18 protein-coding genes are annotated in these 18,382 nt (G+C 62.4%); 7 read left to right on the top strand and 11 right to left on the bottom strand.

Features of this window, described 5'->3' with window-relative positions:
- Positions 1-51 precede the first annotated feature (51 nt).
- The 3 genes from LPW11_RS13760 to LPW11_RS13750 all read left to right on the top strand — a co-directional run bounded on the left by LPW11_RS13760 (position 52) and on the right by LPW11_RS13750 (position 3,421).
- Positions 52-996, top strand: coding sequence for a PSP1 domain-containing protein (locus tag LPW11_RS13760; protein ID WP_230994447.1), 945 nt, complete (start codon positions 52-54; stop codon positions 994-996).
- Positions 996-2,525 (top strand): methionine--tRNA ligase, encoded by a 1,530-nt coding sequence (metG, locus tag LPW11_RS13755; protein WP_230994446.1) that lies wholly within the window; start codon positions 996-998, stop codon positions 2,523-2,525. Before LPW11_RS13760 ends, metG begins: the two co-directional genes overlap by 1 nt.
- Before the next feature lie 212 nt (positions 2,526-2,737).
- Positions 2,738-3,421 (top strand): DNA alkylation repair protein, encoded by a 684-nt coding sequence (locus LPW11_RS13750; protein WP_230994445.1) that lies wholly within the window; start codon positions 2,738-2,740, stop codon positions 3,419-3,421.
- Between the two features lie 198 nt (positions 3,422-3,619).
- On the opposite strand, the gene LPW11_RS13745 is transcribed toward LPW11_RS13750, so the two are convergent.
- From LPW11_RS13745 to LPW11_RS13735, 3 genes are all read right to left on the bottom strand, one after another.
- Positions 3,620-4,351 (bottom strand): SDR family NAD(P)-dependent oxidoreductase, encoded by a 732-nt coding sequence (locus LPW11_RS13745; RefSeq protein WP_230994444.1) that lies wholly within the window; start codon positions 4,349-4,351, stop codon positions 3,620-3,622.
- An 86-nt stretch (positions 4,352-4,437) separates the two neighbouring features.
- Positions 4,438-6,003: an MFS transporter gene (locus LPW11_RS13740; RefSeq protein WP_230994443.1), complete on the bottom strand. Its 1,566-nt coding sequence runs from the start codon at positions 6,001-6,003 to the stop codon at positions 4,438-4,440.
- A gap of 183 nt (positions 6,004-6,186) precedes the next feature.
- Positions 6,187-6,777 (bottom strand): YdcF family protein, encoded by a 591-nt coding sequence (locus LPW11_RS13735; RefSeq protein WP_230994442.1) that lies wholly within the window; start codon positions 6,775-6,777, stop codon positions 6,187-6,189.
- A gap of 110 nt (positions 6,778-6,887) precedes the next feature.
- Between LPW11_RS13735 and rpmB the strand changes: the two genes are divergently transcribed.
- Positions 6,888-7,079, top strand: a complete 192-nt coding sequence (rpmB, locus tag LPW11_RS13730) for a 50S ribosomal protein L28 (protein WP_230994441.1) — start codon at positions 6,888-6,890, stop codon at positions 7,077-7,079.
- A 67-nt stretch (positions 7,080-7,146) separates the two neighbouring features.
- Here rpmB and LPW11_RS13725 read toward each other — a convergent pair whose 3' ends face one another.
- From LPW11_RS13725 to LPW11_RS13695, 7 genes are all read right to left on the bottom strand, one after another.
- On the bottom strand, positions 7,147-7,527 hold the full coding sequence (locus tag LPW11_RS13725) for a RidA family protein (RefSeq protein ID WP_230994440.1): 381 nt from the start codon (positions 7,525-7,527) through the stop codon (positions 7,147-7,149).
- Positions 7,528-7,820: 293 nt separating this feature from the next.
- Positions 7,821-9,971 carry a RelA/SpoT family protein gene (locus tag LPW11_RS13720; RefSeq protein ID WP_230994439.1) on the bottom strand — a complete coding sequence of 717 codons (2,151 nt, stop codon included), beginning with the start codon at positions 9,969-9,971 and terminating at the stop codon, positions 7,821-7,823.
- Positions 9,972-10,150: 179 nt separating this feature from the next.
- Positions 10,151-10,360 (bottom strand): DNA-directed RNA polymerase subunit omega, encoded by a 210-nt coding sequence (rpoZ, locus tag LPW11_RS13715; RefSeq protein ID WP_230994438.1) that lies wholly within the window; start codon positions 10,358-10,360, stop codon positions 10,151-10,153.
- Between the two features lie 27 nt (positions 10,361-10,387).
- Positions 10,388-11,032, bottom strand: a complete 645-nt coding sequence (gene gmk / locus LPW11_RS13710) for a guanylate kinase (protein WP_230994437.1) — start codon at positions 11,030-11,032, stop codon at positions 10,388-10,390.
- The gene (locus LPW11_RS13705) at positions 11,022-11,900 is read right to left on the bottom strand and encodes a YicC/YloC family endoribonuclease (RefSeq protein ID WP_230994436.1); all 879 of its coding nucleotides are present in this window, start codon (positions 11,898-11,900) and stop codon (positions 11,022-11,024) included. Before LPW11_RS13705 ends, gmk begins: the two co-directional genes overlap by 11 nt.
- 41 nt (positions 11,901-11,941) lie before the next feature.
- On the bottom strand, positions 11,942-12,928 hold the full coding sequence (gene galE, locus LPW11_RS13700; protein ID WP_230994435.1) for a UDP-glucose 4-epimerase GalE: 987 nt from the start codon (positions 12,926-12,928) through the stop codon (positions 11,942-11,944).
- Positions 12,929-13,214: 286 nt separating this feature from the next.
- A complete protein-coding gene (locus LPW11_RS13695; RefSeq protein WP_230994434.1) occupies positions 13,215-13,691 on the bottom strand; it encodes a hypothetical protein in 477 nt (158 codons plus the stop codon).
- A 185-nt stretch (positions 13,692-13,876) separates the two neighbouring features.
- Here LPW11_RS13695 and LPW11_RS13690 point away from each other — a divergent pair, with 185 nt between their 5' ends.
- Complete coding sequence (locus LPW11_RS13690) at positions 13,877-15,214, top strand: GGDEF domain-containing protein (RefSeq protein ID WP_230994433.1); 1,338 nt, start codon at positions 13,877-13,879, stop codon at positions 15,212-15,214.
- Positions 15,211-15,750 carry a hypothetical protein gene (locus LPW11_RS13685; protein WP_230994432.1) on the top strand — a complete coding sequence of 180 codons (540 nt, stop codon included), beginning with the start codon at positions 15,211-15,213 and terminating at the stop codon, positions 15,748-15,750. Before LPW11_RS13690 ends, LPW11_RS13685 begins: the two co-directional genes overlap by 4 nt.
- An 8-nt stretch (positions 15,751-15,758) precedes the next feature.
- On the opposite strand, the gene LPW11_RS13680 is transcribed toward LPW11_RS13685, so the two are convergent.
- Positions 15,759-16,061, bottom strand: a complete 303-nt coding sequence (locus tag LPW11_RS13680; protein WP_230994431.1) for a hypothetical protein — start codon at positions 16,059-16,061, stop codon at positions 15,759-15,761.
- Positions 16,062-16,336: 275 nt separating this feature from the next.
- Here LPW11_RS13680 and LPW11_RS13675 point away from each other — a divergent pair, with 275 nt between their 5' ends.
- Complete coding sequence (locus LPW11_RS13675; protein ID WP_230994430.1) at positions 16,337-18,286, top strand: Ig-like domain-containing protein; 1,950 nt, start codon at positions 16,337-16,339, stop codon at positions 18,284-18,286.
- Positions 18,287-18,382 lie beyond the last annotated feature (96 nt).

Below are 18,382 nucleotides of genomic sequence, written 5' to 3'. Positions count from 1 at the left end.
GTACCACACGCAAAGCCTACAGGAGCGGGGCTCCTGATCTGGAGGCCATTTTTGGCAAAGATAGTAAGGATTCAATACAACACCGCAGGAAAGCTCTACGACTTCACCGTCGGCAAATTCATCCTCAGCCAGGGCGACAAGGTCATCGTCGAAACGGAGCGGGGGAAAACGATAGGCACCGTCGTGGCGGGCCCCATGGAAGTGGAGGAGTCGCTCCTCCCGGAAGGGGTAAAGCAGGTGCAGCGCCTGGCCGAGCCGACCGACCTCGCGGCGGCCGCAGCGAACCACGCCAAGGAGAAGGAAGCGCACAAGTTCTGCCTCGCCCGCATCAAGGAGCGGGGGATGGACATGAAGCTCGTCCGCGTGGAGTACCTCTTTGACGGCTCCAAGGCCATCTTCTACTTCACAGCCGACGGCCGCGTCGATTTTCGCGAGCTGGTGAAGGATCTCGCCCACGCCTTCCACACCCGTATCGAGATGCGCCAGATCGGGGTGCGGGACGAATCGAAGATGGTCGGGGGGATCGGCATCTGCGGCAGAGAGCTCTGCTGCTCGTCGTATCTTCGCGAGTTCGAGCCGGTGTCGGTGAAGATGGCAAAGGAGCAAAACCTGGCCCTCAACCCGAGCAAGATCAGCGGGCAGTGCGGGAGGCTCCTGTGCTGCCTCTCCTACGAGTACGACACCTACTGCAGCCTGAAGAAGGGGCTCCCCAAGTGCGGCAAGAGAGTCCAGTGCGGCTGCGCAGACGGCGAGGTCGTGAAGGTGAACGTGCTGCAGCAGACCGTGACGGTCAAAAACGCCGACGACACGCTGGTGACACTGAAGGGTGACGAGATCGCCCCGGAGAATATCAGCGACCGCCCCAAAAAGCAGCCGCAGCAGCAAAAGGGGGAGGCGCAAGGAAACGATCCGAAGTCGAAGGCCGCGCGCGAGAAGCAGCAACGCCGTGAGCGGCGCCCCGTCGACGTCAAGGAAAGGAAAAAGGAGAAACCATAATGAAACCGAGCTACTACGTCACGACCCCCATCTACTACGTAAATGACGTCCCGCACATCGGGCACGCCTATACGACCCTGGCCGCCGACGTGCTGGCTCGCTACAAGAGGCTGAAGGGGTTCGACGTCTTCTTCCTCACCGGCACCGACGAGCATGGGCAGAAGGTCGAGAAGGCGGCAAATGCCGCGGGGGAGACTCCGCTGGAGCTCGCCGACCGCGTCATGAAGCGGTTCCAGTCGCTGTGGGACAAGCTGGAGATCTCCTACTCGGACTTCATCCGCACCAGCCAGGAGCGCCACAAGAAGGGTGTCTCCGAATTCTTCAAGAGGGTGCAGGACAAGGGGGACATCTACCTCGGCGAGTACGAGGACTGGTACTGTACCCCCTGCGAAACGTTCTGGACCGAGACGCAGCTCATCGACTTCAAGTGCCCGGACTGCAACCGTCCGACGGAGAAGCTGAAGGAAGAGTCGTACTTCTTCAGGATGAGCAAGTACCAGGAGGCACTCCTGGCGCACATCGAGGCGAACCCCGACTTCATCCAGCCGAAGTCGAGGCGAAACGAGATCATCTCCTTTGTGAAAGAGGGTCTGCGCGATCTTTCCGTCTCCCGCACCACCTTCCAGTGGGGGATCCCCGTTCCGGAGAACGACAAGCACATCGTCTACGTCTGGTTCGACGCCCTCACCAACTACATCACCGCGCTCGGATATCCGGATGAGGAGGGGAACTTCTCCAAGTACTGGCCGGTCGACGTACACCTCATCGGGAAGGACATCCTGCGCTTCCACACGGTGTACTGGCCGACGTTCCTCCTCGCCGCGGGGCTCCCGCTCCCGAAGAAGGTGTTCGCGCACGGCTGGTGGACGGTCGAGGGGCAGAAGATGAGCAAGAGCCTGCAGAACGTGGTCGAGCCGAACATGCTGGTCGACAAGTACGGCGTGGACGCGGTGCGCTACTTCCTCCTGCGCGAGGTACCGTTCGGACTGGACGGCGACTTCTCGCACTCCGCGCTGATCCACCGCATCAATTCCGACCTCGCAAACGATCTCGGGAACCTCTTGAGCCGCTCCACCGCGATGCTCAACAAGTACTTCGGCGGCGTGCTGCCGGAGCCGGGGGCACCGACCGAGCTCGACCAGGCGCTGCGGGAGAAAGCAGAGGGGATGGTGACGCAGGTCGACTCCTACCTCGACGAGCTCGCCTTCAGCCGCGCGCTGCAGAGTATCTGGGAAGTCATCTCCGCGGGGAACAAGTACATCGACGAGACCGCCCCGTGGACGCTGGCGAAAGACCCCGCCCAGAAGGAGCGTCTGGGGACGGTGATGTATCACATGCTGGAGGCGCAGCGCATCTCCTTCCTCCTGCTGTCGGCCTTCATGCCGAAGACGGCGGAGAAGGGGCTTTGCTCCCTCGGCGTCGTTGGCGAGCCGGACCAGTCATCCTTTACCTGGGGCGGCCTGAAGGCAGGGACGACGATCTCGAAGGCGGAGGCGCTCTTCCCGAGGATCGACGAGAAGGCGGAGTAGCGACAGTATTTTGAGCATGTGAAGGAAAAGAGAGGGACGCCAGCAGCAAGGCGTCCCTTTTTTATTGAGGCTCCCCCCTCCCTTGACGGGAGGGGGACAGGGGGTGGGTGAAGCCGCCATATGCTTGACTGCTGGCACCTTCCCCCCCACCCTGGCCCTCCCCCGCAAGGGGGGAGGGGACGTGCCTACCACGGAGTAAGGGAGCAGAAACTATGCTGGACGCGATACAAGTTGACTTGCACCACCTCTCCAACCCTCACGACGCCCTCTTCCTCCAGAGGTACTTCAAGACGGCTCCCGGAGAGTACGGCGAGGGGGACATATTCCGCGGCATCCGGGTCCCGCCCTTGCGTGCTCTCGCCCGCAAACACCGGGAGCTCCCGATGGAAGAGGCGGAGCTCCTTCTGAACAGCCGCTACCACGAGGACCGGCTGCTCGCCCTGCTGATCCTGGTACTGAAGTACGGGAAGGGAACAGAGGCCGCCCGGACCGCTATACACGACCTCTACCTCGACAACACTCGCCATATCAACAACTGGGACCTCGTCGACTGCTCAGCCGAACATCTGGTAGGGGCGCATCTTTGGGAGCGCGACCACGGGCTCCTGCACCGCCTCGCCCTCTCCCGTTCCCTCTGGGAGCGGCGCATCGCCATCATGTCCACCTTTCACTTCATCAGGAAAAAGAGCTTCGACTCCACCCTCCTCGTCGCGGAGCAACTCCTGCACGACAGGGAGGATCTCATTCACAAGGCGGTGGGGTGGATGCTGCGGGAGGTAGGAAAGCGTGACCTGTGCCGCGAGGAGGAGTTTCTCGCCCTGCACTACCGGCAGATGCCGAGGACGATGCTGCGCTACGCGATAGAGAGATTGCCGGAGGAGAGGCGTCTGGGTTAACTGAAGGGGACGATCTAGCAGAGGGGCCACCAGCGTCCATGTAGGCCGGGATAAGCCGCAGGCGTTCCCGGCAGTCCACCGCAGCGCCACCAGCGAATGCCGGAAACGCTATCGCTTTATTCCGGCCTACATTTTATCCGGCGTAAGGAGACAGGGTGGGGAGTGGGGAGAAGGGATCGTACCGCCAGCGGCGGAGTCTCACTCCAGGAAATCCGATGCGACGTAGCGCACACCGGTGCGGTTGTTCCTGCCGATGATCCTGAAGATGGCGGCAGCGATGTGGCGTGGCTGTGGCAACTGTTCGAATTTCTTCAGCTCCAGAAAACGGTCGAGCGAGGGGAATTCCGTGGCGCTCGACGCTCTGATATCGGCCTGCATGTCAGTGTCCATGACACCGGGATCGATACTGATGACCTGGAAGGGGTTCGGCTCCCTCTCCTGCTCCGCCGAAAGGGAGCGGATAAAGTTCTCCATCCCCGCCTTCGCCGCACAATACAGAGAGAGCCCTGCATACGCCTTTTGCGCTGCACCGGAAGTGGTATGCGCCACCGTCTTTTTCCCGGGGCGTTCCTGAAAGAGCCGCACGGCCTCACATATAAAGAGGATCGCGGTAGTGAAGTTGACATTGATGTTGTTCAGAACGTGCTTTCTGTCCTTCTGCGGCGCGGGCCCGATCGGGCTGATTAGTCCCGCATTGCTGACGATAACGATCTCGTCGTAGTCGTTCCCGGCCAGCATGGTGAGCTTCTCCGAAATGATGCCGGAGGCCGCAACCGGGTCAGAGAAGTCTGCACGCACCGAGAAGCTGTGGGGCGCGCTGCGCGAAAACTCCACCACCTCGAAACCGCCCCTGACATATTCTGCACATATCTCCGCCCCGAGCCCCCTCGACCCTCCGGAGACTACCGCAAGCTTCATCGCCTTCTTCATTCACTCCTCCCTCACCTGCACCGGGCGCTGTCTGCGTCACCTCTGACACCCCTTTATTCTATAACGGCGACCGAGGTTATTGCACGTCACTCTTCTTCGCCAGTCGAGGGGACAGGAAGGCCGCTATGGAAGCGATCGAGCAGCAGGAAGAGGAGCGCGAGGACGCCGTAGCCAGCAGCGAGGTGCATCACCAGGGGCTCAGGGAGTTGCCAGGGAAGAAACATGGCGCCGCTTGGCAGGGGAGAGTGAATGGCGCCGCACAGGGTGGCGAGCGCGGCAACGACCATGAAAAGTGCCCCCCTCTTCAGGCGGTGGTCGAGAAGCGCCGCAAACCCACCCCCCCACAAGAGGGCGGTGACGATGAAACCGTTCCCCATGATCAGCGTGGCGCGGTAGCCGTCGAGGAATTCGCCGCTGAGGTCGGCAATGGTCTTTCCGAGGTTCCCCAGCATGAGGCCGAGCTCGATCTGCACGAGATACGCGATGACGGGGAGGAAAGAGAGGGCTATCGCCTTGTAGTGCCGCTTTGGCGTCGCCTCGAATGCCTGCGCAGTTATTTCCACGCCGATGAAGATGAGGATCGGCGCGACCGCTGCCGGAGGAAGGAGATCGACGAAGAAGGAGAGGTACCCGAAGATCCCGCCGAGCCCGACGAAGAGTGCGGTGGCGAGGGTGTACCCGGCACGCCCGCCCATATCCTTGTACGCAGGGTGACCGATGTAGGGGGTGGACTGGATGACGCCGCCGCACATCCCGGCGAGGAGGGTCGCCACCCCCTCCACGAGGAGGACGTCCCGGGTGTGGTAATCATCCCCCGCCGCGGCCGCGCTTTCGGAGACGTCGATCCCCCCAACGACGGTGGCAAGCGCAAAGGGGATCGCCAGGGGGAGGTAGGTCAGCGCCTTCGTCATGCCGTGCATGAATTGAAAGGTCGGCAGTGGGAAAGCGACCTGCAACTGGGGGAGATGCGGCAGGAACTGGTGGCTTCCCGGCAGGAGCCCGATCCAGCCGAGGAAATAGTACAGGATAGTGCCGCACACGATCCCGGCAAAGGCCCCCGGCAGGCGGAACGGGAGACGGATCTTCGCAACCAGTGCCGCCAGCACAATACCTAAGGAGAGAAATCCGACGACCGGGGAGGAGATGAGGCGCAGGGTCGGCAGATAGGCGATGAGGAGAAGCGCCACGGCGGCGATACTGCCGAGGAGACCGGCGCGGGGGACGGCGCGACGCAAGGCAGGGGCGCAGAAGGAGGCAACGATCTTCAGAAGCCCCATGAGGACCACCACCGCCATCCCCACCTGCCAGGTGAAGGTGGCATCCCTGGTGGCAAGGAAGCAGGGGCCGATGACACCGAAGGCCATCCCGAAGGTCGACGGCGTATCGAGGCCGAGGGGCATCGCTGTGACGGTCGAGCTCCCGGTCCTGCGCGCCAGGCGCACCGCCATGAAGGTGTAGAGGAGATCGCCGAGCAGTACCCCGATGGCGCTCCCCGGAATCATCCGGTACAGCACGATGTCGCGCGGCATCTGGAAGGCGCCCATGAGGATGCTCGCCATGATCACCAGGTCGCTTATGTTGTCGAGCATGAGGCCGAAGAAGGCGTTGATGTCGCCGACGGCGAAGATGCGGTACTTGCTGTGGTCGGTCATGCGGTCGGTTCCCTGCCTGTACTATTTGTTGCCATTGCAGTCATCATCGACAGTGAGGCGCGCTGGCACCTGTAGGCCGGAATAAGCGGTAGCGTTTCCGGCATTCGCTCGCTGCGTCTGGGGTGGACTGCCGGGAACGCCTGGCGGCTTATCCCGGCCTACATTGGATCCGCCACTCCTGGCTTACGCCGGCACCGGGAGCGGCCTCAGCTCGCCCGGGGCGAGGAGGAAGAAGATCCGGAACATGCAGTACTTGTAGAACTCGGAAAAGAGGAGCTTGAAGCTGCCGCCGTGCACCCACCAGTCCTCCTTCAGGTTCGTGGAGTCGAGCGGATGCGCGTAGATCGCGATGTCCTTCGGGAGTGCGTTGCGGAAAATGAGGGTAGCGCGCTTCATGTGGTAGCGCGAGGTGATGAGCTTGATCGAGTTGACCTTGTGCTTTACGATGAGATCCCGCGCATAGAGCGCGTTTTCCAGCGTGTTGCGGGAAACCTTCTCGAGAAAGACCCCTTCCGCCCTACTCCCCTTGAAGAGCTCCACCTTTCTCACCAGCGGGTCCACGCCGATCAGAAAAAGGAGGCGCCCCTCCCCCTGCCGGTACAGCCTTGCACCCTCTTCGATGCGCCCCTTGCCGCCCGCCAGAACGACGATGGCGTCGGCGCGCACTTCGCGCTGGCTCACGGAGTAGGTCTTGTACACGAAATCGACGAAGAGGACACTGATAAATACGAGGAACAAAAGGAGCAGGGAGAAGATTCCCTTGATTAAACCCATAGACAATACCTTATACTAAACCGAGATGGCACCACGCATTTTTCCCTTGCGTGCGCTCCCGTCATCTGATATAAATAGCGACTTCAGTAAACACCGGGGGGTATGAAGAAATGTCCAGAATATGCGAAATCTGCGGTAAAGGCCCTAGCTTCGGGAATAACGTCAGCCACGCTAACAACAAAACCAGCAAGGTCTGGCGTCCGAATCTGCAGAAGATCAAGGCCGTGAAGAACGGTACCGTCAGGAGCATCAAGGTCTGCACCCGCTGCATCCGCTCCGGTCACGTTACCAAGGCTCTCTAAGCCTTCCTCACAGCTCGGTCCCGAAAGCCGCTCGCGCTCCATGCGCCAGCGGCTTTTTTTCGTGCCCCTAGCCGAGAACAGCGATCACCTCGATCTCCACGGTAGCACCGCGCGGCAATCCCTTCACCTCGACGGTGGAGCGCGCCGGCGGGTTCTCCTTGAAGTATTCTCCGTAAATCCCGTTCACAGTCGCGAAATTGGCCATGTCGGTCAGAAAGATCGTCGTCTTCACCACGTCCGCAAAGGTGAGCCCGCTCTCCGCGAGGATGGCGCCGATATTCTTCATCACCTGCTCGGTCTCCGCCTCTATCCCCTGGCGCATCTCGCCGGTTGCCGGATCGAGTGCGATGGAGCCGGAAAGAAAGAGAAATCCTCCCGCCTTTACACCCTGGGAATACGGCCCGATCGCCTTCGGCGCCTGATCGGTGCTTACGATTTCCTTCTTCATAGTTTGCCTCCTTACATATTGTTTGCGGAGATCCCGACATGCCACGTGTATGCGAGGACGAGGAGACAGCTGCCACATGTAGGCCGGAATAAGCGCTAGCGTTTCCGGCATTCGCTGGTGCCCGGCTGCGTTGTGGTGGACTGCCGGGAACGCCTCGCGGCTTATCCCGGCCTACAGACTACAGACGCCCCAGGCTCAACCCCATCCCCACCCTGTCCCTCCCCTTGAAAGGGAGGGGACGCTGGCGATCGGCATCGCCTCCCGCTCAGCTTCGCCAACCCGGAGAGCCGCGGCTAGCTGCGCAGGCGCTCGACTTTTATTACACCTTTTACCTTCATGATGTTCGCCACGACCTTCTTCAGGTGGTCGAGATCGGTGACGTCCACCTCGAAGAAGTTCTCGCCGCGCTTGTCCGGCGTGCTCTGGATCGAGGCACTGGAGATGTTCGCCTCGCAGTTGGTGATGGCGGTGGTGATGTTCGCCAGGATCCCCTTCTCGTCGTAGCAGTCGACCCTGATCTTTACCGGAAGCGCGCTCTTCTTCCCCTTGTTCCAGGCGACCTCGATGCGCCTCTCCGGCTCGCTCTCCAAGGCGACCGGGCAGTCGGCGGCATGGACGGTGACGCCGCGGCCGCGGGTGATGAAGCCGGTGATCTCGTCGCCGGGGAGCGGATTGCAGCACTTTCCGAAACGGACCAGCACATCCTCCACACCGTCGATCCTGATGGCGCTGGAGGACTTCCCCTTCAGCTTCTCGATGACCTTCCCGATGCGGGTCTCTTTCCGCTCCTGCGCCGCCTCCAGCGTCTCCGGCGGGAGGATCTTCCCGAGGATCTGGTGGCTCGAATACTTCCCGTACCCCACCGCCGCCATGAGATCGTCTTCCGCCTGGAATCCGAACTCCCCCGCCACCCGCTTTATCTCGCCGGTCTTCGAGAGCTTCCCGAAGTTGAGGGAATAGCGGCGGAATTCCTTCTCGCATATCTCGCGTCCGAGGGAGATGCTGCGCATCCTCTCCTCGGTCTTTACCCACGCCCTTATCTTGTTGCGGGCCCTGCTGCTCTTGACGATCTTCAGCCAGTCCTTGCTGGGTGTGTGGTGCGGGGAGGTGATGACCTCGACGATGTCGCCGGTCTTCAGCTCGTATTTCAGCGGTACGAGCTTCCCGTTCACCTTCGCCCCGACGCAGCGGTGGCCGACGTCGGTGTGCACGCTGTAGGCATAGTCGATCGGCGTCGACCCCTTCGGGAACCCCTTCACGTCCCCCTTCGGGGTGAAGACGAAGACGTCCTCCGGAAAGAGCTCGACCTTCACGGTATCCATGAACTCGCGGGAATCGGCGAGCTCCTGTTGCCATTCGAGGAGCTGGCGCAGCCAGGTGAAGCGCTTCACCTCCTTCTCATCGTACCCCTTCCCTTCCTTGTACTTCCAGTGGGCCGCAATCCCCGACTCCGCGACGCGGTGCATCTCGAAGGTGCGGATCTGCACCTCCATCCGTTCTCCGAAGGGACCGATGACAGTCGTGTGCAGCGACTGGTACATGTTCCCCTTCGGCATGGCGATGTAGTCCTTGAAGCGCCCCGGGATCGGCTTCCACGTCGAGTGGATGATGCCGAGCACCTCGTAGCACTCCCGGATGTCGTCGACGGTCACGCGGATGGCGATGAGGTCGTAGATCTCGTCGATGTCGACGTTGCGGCTCTGCATCTTCTTGTAGATGGAGTAGAGATGCTTGCTGCGGCCGGAGACGTCGCCGTTCAGCCCGTGCTCGTTCAGCTGGTCCTTGATGATCTTGATCGCGGAGTGGACGTACGTCTCGCGCTCCTGCTTCTTCTTGGCGACCTTCGCCGCCAGATCGTAGTAGAGCTGCGGCTCGAGATACCGGAAGGAGAGGTCCTCGAGCTCGATCTTCACCCAGGAGATACCGAGGCGGTTCGCGATCGGGGCGTAGATATCGAGCGTCTCCTTCGCGATGGCGCGCTGCTTCGCCTCCGGCTGGTACTGCAGGGTGCGCATGTTGTGCAGACGGTCGGCGAGTTTCACCAGGATGACCCTGATGTCGTTCGCCATCGCCAGAAGCATCTTGCGGAAATTCTCCGCCTGGCTCTGCTCCTTCGTCTTGAAGTAGATCTTCCCGATCTTCGTGACGCCGTCCACAAGGCGCGCGACCTCCGGGCCGAACATGGCGTCCAGCTCCGGGAGCGTCGCCAGGGTGTCCTCCACCGTATCGTGGAGAAGCCCCGTGACGACGGCGGCCATGTCGAGGCGCAGGTCGGCGAGGATCCCCGCCACCTCCATCGGATGGATGAGATACGGCTCGCCGGAGAGACGGGTCTGCCCCTGGTGCACCTTTGCGCAGTACACGTACGCCTTGCGCAGCATGTCGAGATCTGCGGCGGGGTTGTACGAGGAGACCTTCTCCAGTATGTCGTTCAGTCGTATCATTTAAGCCCTGCACCTGCTGGTTGTGAGTCTTTGGAAGGTAAATCGGCCGCTGTCATGATTCCAGCATCTCGGCAAAAAGGACAGCAAAAAGAAAGGGGCCGGTGGCCAAGGGCTCTTCCCTTTAGCCGCCAGCCCCTTCGAGCCTGCAAGAGGGAGGCGTGCGGCTGCCCCCCGGTGTGCTAGCGAGCCTTCTTCGTGCTCAACTCGCATCCTATCTTCCCCTGTGCGATCTCGCGCAGGGAAAGTACCACGTTCTTGTTGTTCCCCTTGTTTTCCATGAGAGGCTTCGCTCCCTTGTAGAGCTGCTTCACCCTCTTCGAGGCGAGCATCACAAGAAGAAAGCGGTTGTCCACCTTCTCCAGACAATCTTCTACGGTAACTCGTGCCATTTAGCACCCTCCCTCTGTTGAGTCCTGCTAGATTTTGAAACGGGATGAGAGCCCCTGGAGCACCCGGGATGTCCTGCACTGCTCCGCGATCAGAACGCTCTTCAACTGCTCTACCGCTACCGGGAACTGGTCATTGACGATGATGTAATCGTACCAGCGGGCCTGGCTGATCTCGGAGGAGGCGTTCTCTATCCTGCGCTCGATGACTTCAGCCGTGTCGGAGGAGCGCCCGGTGAGCCTGCGCCTGAGCTCTTCCATCGTCGGCGGGAGAATGAAGATGTAGACACCGCCGTCGAAGCGCCCTTTCAGGGTGCGCGCTCCCTGGCAGTCGATGTCCAGGATCAGGTCTATGCCGGCCGCGCGGTGCTCCTGCAGGATCTTCAGCGAGGTGCCGTAAAAGTTGCCGTGAACCTCGGCCCACTCGGCGAATTCCCCGGCGGCGACCATGCGGGAAAATTCATCCTGCCCCACAAAAAAATAATCACGTCCGTGCACTTCCCCGGGTCGGGGGGTGCGGGTCGTGTAGCTGACAGAATGCCGCAGGTTCGGGAAAATGTCAATGATTTCCTTGCAAAGCGTGGTCTTCCCCGCCCCCGACGGCGCTGATATCACAAAGAGAGCCCCTTCCCTTCTGAACTCCGCCGGGGCCTCCAGAACCGCGCTACTCGACATTTTGCACCTGCTCCCTGATCTTTTCCAGCTCCGCCTTCAGCTCCACGACGCAGGCGGCGATCTGGGCGTCGTTCGCCTTCGAACCTATGGTGTTCACCTCGCGGTTTATCTCCTGCAACAGGAAGTCGAGCTTGCGCCCGACAGGCTCCGGCCGGGCCAGCGTCTCGTCGAACTGGCGCAGGTGGCTGGCAAGGCGCACCAGCTCCTCCGTCACGTCGCACTTGTCCGCAAGGACAGCCACCTCGAGGGCGAGCCGCTCCTCGGGGAGCCCACCGTCGCTCAAGAGGGATGCCACCCGGTCCTTCAGCCTGATCATGCACTCCCCCACCACGGAGGGCGCCCTCTCGGAGACCTGGCGGATCAGCTCCTCGAGGGTCGAGCGGCGCTTCAGGAAGTCTGCAAGGAGGGACTCCCCCTCGAAAAGGCGCATCTCCTCCACCCGCTGCAGCCCCTCGTCGAGTGCGGCGACGAGCTCCTGGGGCACCTCCTCGGGGGGCGCCTCGCTGTCGGTGGCGAGGGTGATGACGTCCTTCTGGCCGGCGATCATTGCGAGCGTCACTGGCTCACCGATGCCGAGCGCCTCGCGGATGCTGTTCAGCGCCTTGTAGTAGCCGAACGCGAGCTGCAGGTTCAGCGTCGGGGCTCCCGCGCCGCTGGCACCTTCGACCTGGATGAAGACGTCGATCTTCCCGCGCTGCAGCTGCTGGGAAACCCGCTTCTTGATGTCGTTTTCAAAACGCAGCAACTGGCGGGGAAGCTTCACAGAGATCTCGCCGTAGCGGTGGTTGACGCAGCGGATCTCCACCACGATCTTCCCTCCCGCGTACGGGACCTCACCCTTGCCGTACCCTGTCATGCTCTTTATCATGGCCCCCCCCACTCCCGTTCATTTCAAGCTTGCGCCTCTTTTCAGCGCGACGCGTTCAGATTCTTCTCCCAGCGCCAGGCATCCGCCACGATCCGCTCCAGATCGTCGTGCAGCGGCTCCCATCCGAGGAGGGAGCGGATCTTCGTCGCCCCGGCGATGAGGCTCGGCGGATCCCCCGGTCGGCGCGCGGCCTCAAGGACCGGGAAGTCGACGCCGCTTACCTTCTTCACCTCGGCGATGACCTGGCGCACCGTCTCCCCGCGCCCGTACCCCACGTTGATGACGGTGGAGGGGTTCCCCTCCTCCAGGTAGCGCAGCGCCTTCAGGTGCGCGGAGGCGAGGTCCTCGATGTGGATGTAGTCGCGCACCCCGGTGCCGTCCGGTGTCGGGTAGTCGGTGCCGAAGATGGAGACGGAGGGGCGCATGCCGAGCGCCGCCTGGCACGAAACCTTGATGAGATGGGTCGCGTCGGGAGTGCGCTGTCCCATCCGTGCCAGGGGATCGGCGCCGGCGACGTTGAAGTAGCGCAGCGCCACGTAGGAGAAGCCGTGTGCGAAGGCCGCATCGCGCAGCATCCACTCGCTCATGAGCTTCGAGGTGCCGTAGGGGTTGATCGGGACCGTCGCGGTCTCCTCGAACGCCTCCCCCCCCTCGGGGATCCCGTACACCGCGGCGGTGCTGGAGAAGATGAAGCGCTCGACGCCGCAATCGACGCACGCCTGCAGGAGGTTCAGCGTGTTTCTGGTGTTGTTTGTGTAGTACTTGAGCGGAAGGACGACCGACTCCGGCGCGACGATCGCCGCGGCGAAGTGGAGCACCGAGCGCGCTCCGCTCTCCCGGAGGGACTGGGTGAGAAACTCGCGGTCCGCCAGGTCCCCGACGATGAGACGCTCCCCGTTTATCAGGGCGTTCGGGCTCCCGGTGGAGAGGTTGTCGTACACCACCACCTGATGCCCCGCCTCGGAGAGTTGCCTTACGACGTGGCTCCCGATGTATCCCGCCCCGCCGGTAACGAAGATTGTGCTCATGGAGATGCTCCTTCCGTCATAGTATTGGCAGATTCGCCGGCGCCCCTGCCGCGGAGAGACGGGGGGGGATGGAAACGTGAAGCCGGCGCCCTTAACCTTTCGGTAAAAATAAACAAAGGGTCTAGCCTGTGGGACCAAACCCTCGTATTCGTCTGCTGCCGGAAGTGGTGCCTGCGCCGCGTGCGCTCGCCCCCATTCCTTTCGTTAATCGGCGATTAGATATACCACTTACCCCTGTGCCATGCAACCATTTTCACCCCTTTTCCGCTGCGCGGCCCGGGAAAAGCTAGACCCACGGCACCCGCCGTTCGTACGGCAGGCAGGCGTTGATGGAGAGGACCTCCTCGGCGAGGGCGTGGCTCTCGTAGAGGACGGAGACCTTCTCCAGACGGCTCTTCAGCTCCATGAGGAGCTCGATGTTCCCGGTGGAGCGGTAGGAGCGATAGAGGGCGGTGATCCGGTCCGCCTCCTCCAGTACCGGCTGCAGCGCGGAGCCTGCCGGAGGGGCGTTACCGATGGCGCCGGGCGCAAGAGGAAGGGACGCCCTCTCCCGCATCTTCGCCTCCGCGATAAACGCACAGAGGGCTGCCTGGTTGAAGGTGTATCTCGCGTTGCCAATCTTGAGGATGTGCCGGTGCATGGGGTTCTTCTCCTTCACGATGGTAGCATGGCGCTGGCCGCGAGCCGCGCGGAAAGCGGAGGCTCGGGAGCCATGCCCTCCTCTCATCGTCAGGGGGAGGAAAAACTTTACTGTACACGGCAAAAAAAAATTCCTTTTTCTGAGAAAGGGGGAAAAAGCGCACTCATTGGGTCTCCCTGCGAGCGCGCGGTGACTTTATTTTCTGTAAGAACTCGCCTTCAGTGAACGGAGTAGTATAATTCGCAGGCGCTTTCCGCGCAAAAGGGTCACGCGTTGACTATTACCGGTGCGTTATCTACGATTACCCAATGGGCACAAATCCTGAGCCGCAAAGAAAATCAAAGAGTTTCCTGCGCCTCTCCATCACCCGGAAACTCATTGCAGGGTACGCAGCGATGGCGATCTTCACCCTCGTCGCCCTCGCCTTCTCCTACCGCGGCCTCATCTCCATAAACAGCACGGCACGGGAGATCGCCACCTCCGACCTCCCCGCCATCAGCTCCCTCACCAGGTTGCGCAGCTCGCTCCTGGCCCAGGAAGGGTATGCCGGGAAGTACGCCATCTTCAGGAGCCCCGAGTTCATCGATCTCTTCCGCGACCGCCAGCGGGAGTCGCTGCAGCTCCTGGCCACCGTCACCCGCACCGCACCGCGCAGCGAGAGCGAGCCCCTGGCCGCCCTCTACCGCGACTACGGCTCCGCCGCACAGAGGCTCTTCTCCGGGGCCTCCGGAAACAGGAAGGAGCTGCGCGCCCTGGCGCTGCGCCTCTTCGATACGATCGACACGCTGGAGAAAAGCCACCAGGCGACGCTGCAGGGGAAGCTGCGCACCGCGGACGTACAGAGGCACTCCACCATCAGGTGGGCACTTCTGATCTCGCTCGTCGGCTTTCTCCTCGCCCTCGTCGTCGCCGCCGTGGTCATCTACCGCATCTCCAGCTCCATCAAGAGGTTGCAGCGCGCCACCCACCGGTTCGCCGCCGGGGACTTCGATCACGACCCGCAGATCGTGGCGGGAGACGAGATAGGGGACCTCGCCAGCGACTTCACGGTAATGGCCGCGCGGCTGAAGGCGCTTGAGCGGGTAAACCTCGACGCGAGCCCGCTGACGAGGCTCCCCGGGAACCTGGCGATCGAGCGCACCATGGAGGAGCGGCTGAAAAGCGGCAGGCGCTTTGCCTTTTGCTATGCCGATCTCGACAACTTCAAGGCGTACAGCGACCGCTACGGCTATGCCAAGGGGAGCGAGCTCATCAGGCTCTCCGGCGACATCATCCAGCAGGCGGTGGCGCGCCACGCCGGGGCGGAAGGGTTCGTGGGGCACATAGGGGGGGACGATTTCGTTATGGTCGTTCCCGACACCCTGGCGGCACCGGTATGCGAGACGGTCATCAGGGATTTCGACGCGGAGGTGGTGAAGCACTACAGCGAGGAGGACAAGGGAAGCGGCGGGATCGAAGGGTTCGACCGCTACGGGGTGCAGCGCTTCTTCCCCATCATGAGCATCTCCATCGCGGTGGTGATCTGCGGCGGCGCCCAGGTCGCCTCCGCCGTGGAACTGGCGCGCGTAAGCGCGGAGCTGAAGGACTACGTGAAGGAAAGCCCGGGGAGCAGCTACTCCATCAAGTGGTACGGACAGGAGAAATGAAGAAAATCGCCGCAGCCATCGTCTTCGCCCTCTGCGCCGGGTGTGCCTCGAAAGGAGCGTTGCCTCCGGACGCGGTGGGGCCACCGGCACCTGCACCACGCACCCCCTCACGCGCGAACCAGGCGGAGCAGCTCTCCCAGGCGGTGAAGGCGCTGGGGAGGGGGGATGTCGCCAACGCCCGCGGGCTCCTTGCCGCGGTATGCGAAGCCCCCCCGGTGGCGGGGGTGACGGACGAGGCGCTTTTCAGGCTGGCCCTTTTATCGGTACGCCCGGGAGGGGAGAGCACGAGGGCGCACCAGCTGCTGCGCCGCCTGAAGCGGGAGTACCCGCAAAGCCCCTGGACCGCCCAGGCGCAGCCACTGGCGGACCAGCTCAGCTCAGGGGACGAGCTGCGGCGCCAGAACCGCACCTACCGCACCCAAAGGGACGCCCTCAGCAAGGAAAACAGCGACCTCAGGGACACCATCGAGCAGCTGAAACGGAACATCGACGAGCTGAAGCACCTCGACCTGGAGCTGGAGAAGAAGAGCCGGTAGCCCCGCGGCTAGCGGGTGATCTCCGGCGGGACGCTCTTGTCCATAGGGACCTTCTTCCCGCAGCGCTTGCAGCAATCCCTGCAGCCGTTCGTCTTCGGAGGCCCCTCCTCCTTCCCCTTCGTCGTCTTCATCGCCGCCTGACACTCCTGGCAGCAGTTGCACGCCTTCTGACGCGAGCTGTCCATCTCCTCTATGGCACCGTCGCGCGGCTGCTGCATCCCTCCCTCATCGGGAGCCACGACCTGCCCGAAAGCAGTGGGCCCCGTCGCAAAGACAAAAGAAAACGCCGCCAGCAGAACCATACGCCTCATGACTACCTCCCGGGGATCTTCCCCCATTTTCCGCCCACCTGCGACTTCCTCCCTAGATGGTATCCCATTTCCACAAAAGCCGCCAAGGCGTTCCCCCCACGTCCGACGCGGAGTCAGAGAGCCGAGGGTACATTGGTATACCTTAACTATTTGCGGCTGTGCAGTATAATTTGGAAGTCGTTCGCCAGACAGGAGAGTTGGCCCGCAAGTCATAGGCTCTGACACTCCCTATTTCCCGGACGGTCTATCACATTCGATTCCACAGGAGGCAAGACATGAGAAAACCGCTATTGCTACTATGGGCCATGGTGATGTCACTGCTCGCACTCTCAGGTTGCGGCGGAGGAGGGTCTGGAGGGGGGAACGGAAGTTCGGCAAACGTAGCAACCGGTCCGACGATCCAGGTCCACCCCGCCACTCTGACACTCCCGCCGGGTACGACACAGCAATACACAGCCACACTGGTGGCAACTGACGGCAGCACCCAGGATGTCACCGGCACCGTCACCTGGAGCTCGTCCGCAAGCGCTGTCGCCTCCGTCAGCAGCTCCGGCCTGGTCACCGCGGGGTCCACGCCGGGCACCGCAGTCATCACCGCAGCCGGATCGGGTGCGACCGGCTCGGCGACCGTGAAGGTCCTCGCCCTCTCCTCCATCGCCATCGACCCGGTCCCCTCCATGCCGGTCGGTGTTCCGAAGCAGCTGACCGCCAAAGGCACCTTCTCCGACAACAGCACCGGAGATATCACCAGCCTCGTCTCCTGGAGCTCCTCCGACACCGCGAAGGCGACCGTCAGCAGCACCGGCTTAGTGACCTCGGTAGCGCCCGGCGCGGTCACCATAACCGCCACACTCGCCGGCATCTCCGGGAGCGTGGGGATCACCATCAACGCTGCCACCATCAACTCCCTCTCCATCGACCAGGGGAACTCCACCATCGCCATCGGGACGAGCATGCGCTTCACCGCGAAGGCAGGGTACAGCGACGGCAGCACCCATGACGTCACCCCGGCGGCGACATGGACCTCTTCCGATCCGACCGTAGCGACAATGGCCGCTGATGCGAGCGGGCGCGTCTCCGCCACGGGGCTGAAGCAAGGTTCCACCACCATAACCGCCGCCTACGGCGGAAGGCAGGCACAGGCGACACTCACGGTCAGCGGCGCCCACGCAGTCTCCATCACGGTGGAGCCCGGTACACCCGCGGTCGGCCTCGGAATAGAGAAAGTGCAGCTCACCGCGGTTGCGAACTTCTCGGATGGCACCAAACAGGACGTCACCGAAACCGTCACCTGGTTCTCCTCGGACGAGCAGGTAGCGGTGGTGGACAATACCAGCAACAAGGGGGAGACCTCCACCGCCATACGTACCGGAAAATCGACGCTGACCGCCAGATGGCCGCTGGACCAGAGCGTCTCGGCCCAGTCGGTGATGACCGTAAACCCGCCGCAGCCCACCATCGGCTCTATTGGTCCGACCTCGGGGCCGATCGGGCAGCTCGTGCGCATCATGGGGACGAACTTCGTGCCGGGAACGACGGTCTCCATAGGAGGCGTAACCGGCATCGAGACAATGGTGGCACATTCCAGCTACCTCTCCTTCGCGGTGCCGGCAGGGATCACCTCCCCGAGCACCGTCAAGGTCACCACGCCGTACGGGGAGGCAACCTCCACGGAGGCGTTCACGGTGCAGCAGCCGACCGCTGCGCCGACGGTGACGAGCTTTGCGCCTGCCATAGGGCCGGTGGGGCAGACCGTGACGGTCCACGGGCAGGACTTTATTTCCGGCAGGACCTCCGTTACCATCGGCGCGGTTCCGGGAACGAACGTCCAGGTCCTTGACTCCTACACCCTCATCTTCACCGTCCCCTCCATTGCGGAAGGAAGCGGCGGGGCGATCACCGTCAGCACGACGGACTTCGGTGCGGGCGCCCCGAGCACCGCGGTCTTTACGGTCCAGACACCTACGGGAGCTCCGACGATCACGGCTGTCGATCACTACATCGGCCCCCCGGGTGCCTACCGCATCGTCACCGGCACGAACTTCGTCCCGGGACGCACCTATATCAGTATGGGGGGTGTGACTCGCATAGAGACGACGGTGTACGGCACGAACCAGCTCTCCTTCCTCGTGCCGAAGGGAACCCTCACCAACACGAAGATCACGGTGGAAACACCATCCGGCAGCGCGGAAAGCCCCGAAATCTTCGTGGTGACAAAGAAATAGCTCATGCCGTACCGGAGGCCCCTGCAGTGCAGGGGCCTCCCCTTTCCCCCCCCCACGTCACATCCTCCCCGCCGCAGCGTATCCCCTCAAGTATTT

It is taken from the genome of Geomonas sp. RF6, from assembly GCF_021044625.1.
GTDB lineage: Bacteria > Desulfobacterota > Desulfuromonadia > Geobacterales > Geobacteraceae > RF6.
Note: the sequence above shows the minus strand (reverse complement) of the source record. Positions and strands in the feature narration are given on the sequence as shown.

Bases quoted from the DNA above. Each gene is read 5' to 3' on its own strand.
- LPW11_RS13705 (WP_230994436.1), bottom strand. From the start codon at position 11,900: ATGATAAAGAGCATGACAGGGTACGGCAAGGGTGAGGTCCCGTACGCG.
- LPW11_RS13745 (WP_230994444.1), bottom strand. From the start codon at position 4,351: ATGAAGAAGGCGATGAAGCTTGCGGTAGTCTCCGGAGGGTCGAGGGGG.
- LPW11_RS13690 (WP_230994433.1), top strand. From the start codon at position 13,877: ATGGGCACAAATCCTGAGCCGCAAAGAAAATCAAAGAGTTTCCTGCGC.
- LPW11_RS13720 (WP_230994439.1), bottom strand. From the start codon at position 9,971: ATGATACGACTGAACGACATACTGGAGAAGGTCTCCTCGTACAACCCC.
- LPW11_RS13675 (WP_230994430.1), top strand. From the start codon at position 16,337: ATGAGAAAACCGCTATTGCTACTATGGGCCATGGTGATGTCACTGCTC.
- metG (WP_230994446.1), top strand. From the start codon at position 996: ATGAAACCGAGCTACTACGTCACGACCCCCATCTACTACGTAAATGAC.
- LPW11_RS13725 (WP_230994440.1), bottom strand. From the start codon at position 7,527: ATGAAGAAGGAAATCGTAAGCACCGATCAGGCGCCGAAGGCGATCGGG.
- rpoZ (WP_230994438.1), bottom strand. From the start codon at position 10,360: ATGGCACGAGTTACCGTAGAAGATTGTCTGGAGAAGGTGGACAACCGC.
- LPW11_RS13680 (WP_230994431.1), bottom strand. From the start codon at position 16,061: ATGAGGCGTATGGTTCTGCTGGCGGCGTTTTCTTTTGTCTTTGCGACG.
- LPW11_RS13740 (WP_230994443.1), bottom strand. From the start codon at position 6,003: ATGACCGACCACAGCAAGTACCGCATCTTCGCCGTCGGCGACATCAAC.
- gmk (WP_230994437.1), bottom strand. From the start codon at position 11,032: ATGTCGAGTAGCGCGGTTCTGGAGGCCCCGGCGGAGTTCAGAAGGGAA.
- LPW11_RS13735 (WP_230994442.1), bottom strand. From the start codon at position 6,777: ATGGGTTTAATCAAGGGAATCTTCTCCCTGCTCCTTTTGTTCCTCGTA.
- LPW11_RS13685 (WP_230994432.1), top strand. From the start codon at position 15,211: ATGAAGAAAATCGCCGCAGCCATCGTCTTCGCCCTCTGCGCCGGGTGT.
- galE (WP_230994435.1), bottom strand. From the start codon at position 12,928: ATGAGCACAATCTTCGTTACCGGCGGGGCGGGATACATCGGGAGCCAC.
- rpmB (WP_230994441.1), top strand. From the start codon at position 6,888: ATGTCCAGAATATGCGAAATCTGCGGTAAAGGCCCTAGCTTCGGGAAT.
- LPW11_RS13750 (WP_230994445.1), top strand. From the start codon at position 2,738: ATGCTGGACGCGATACAAGTTGACTTGCACCACCTCTCCAACCCTCAC.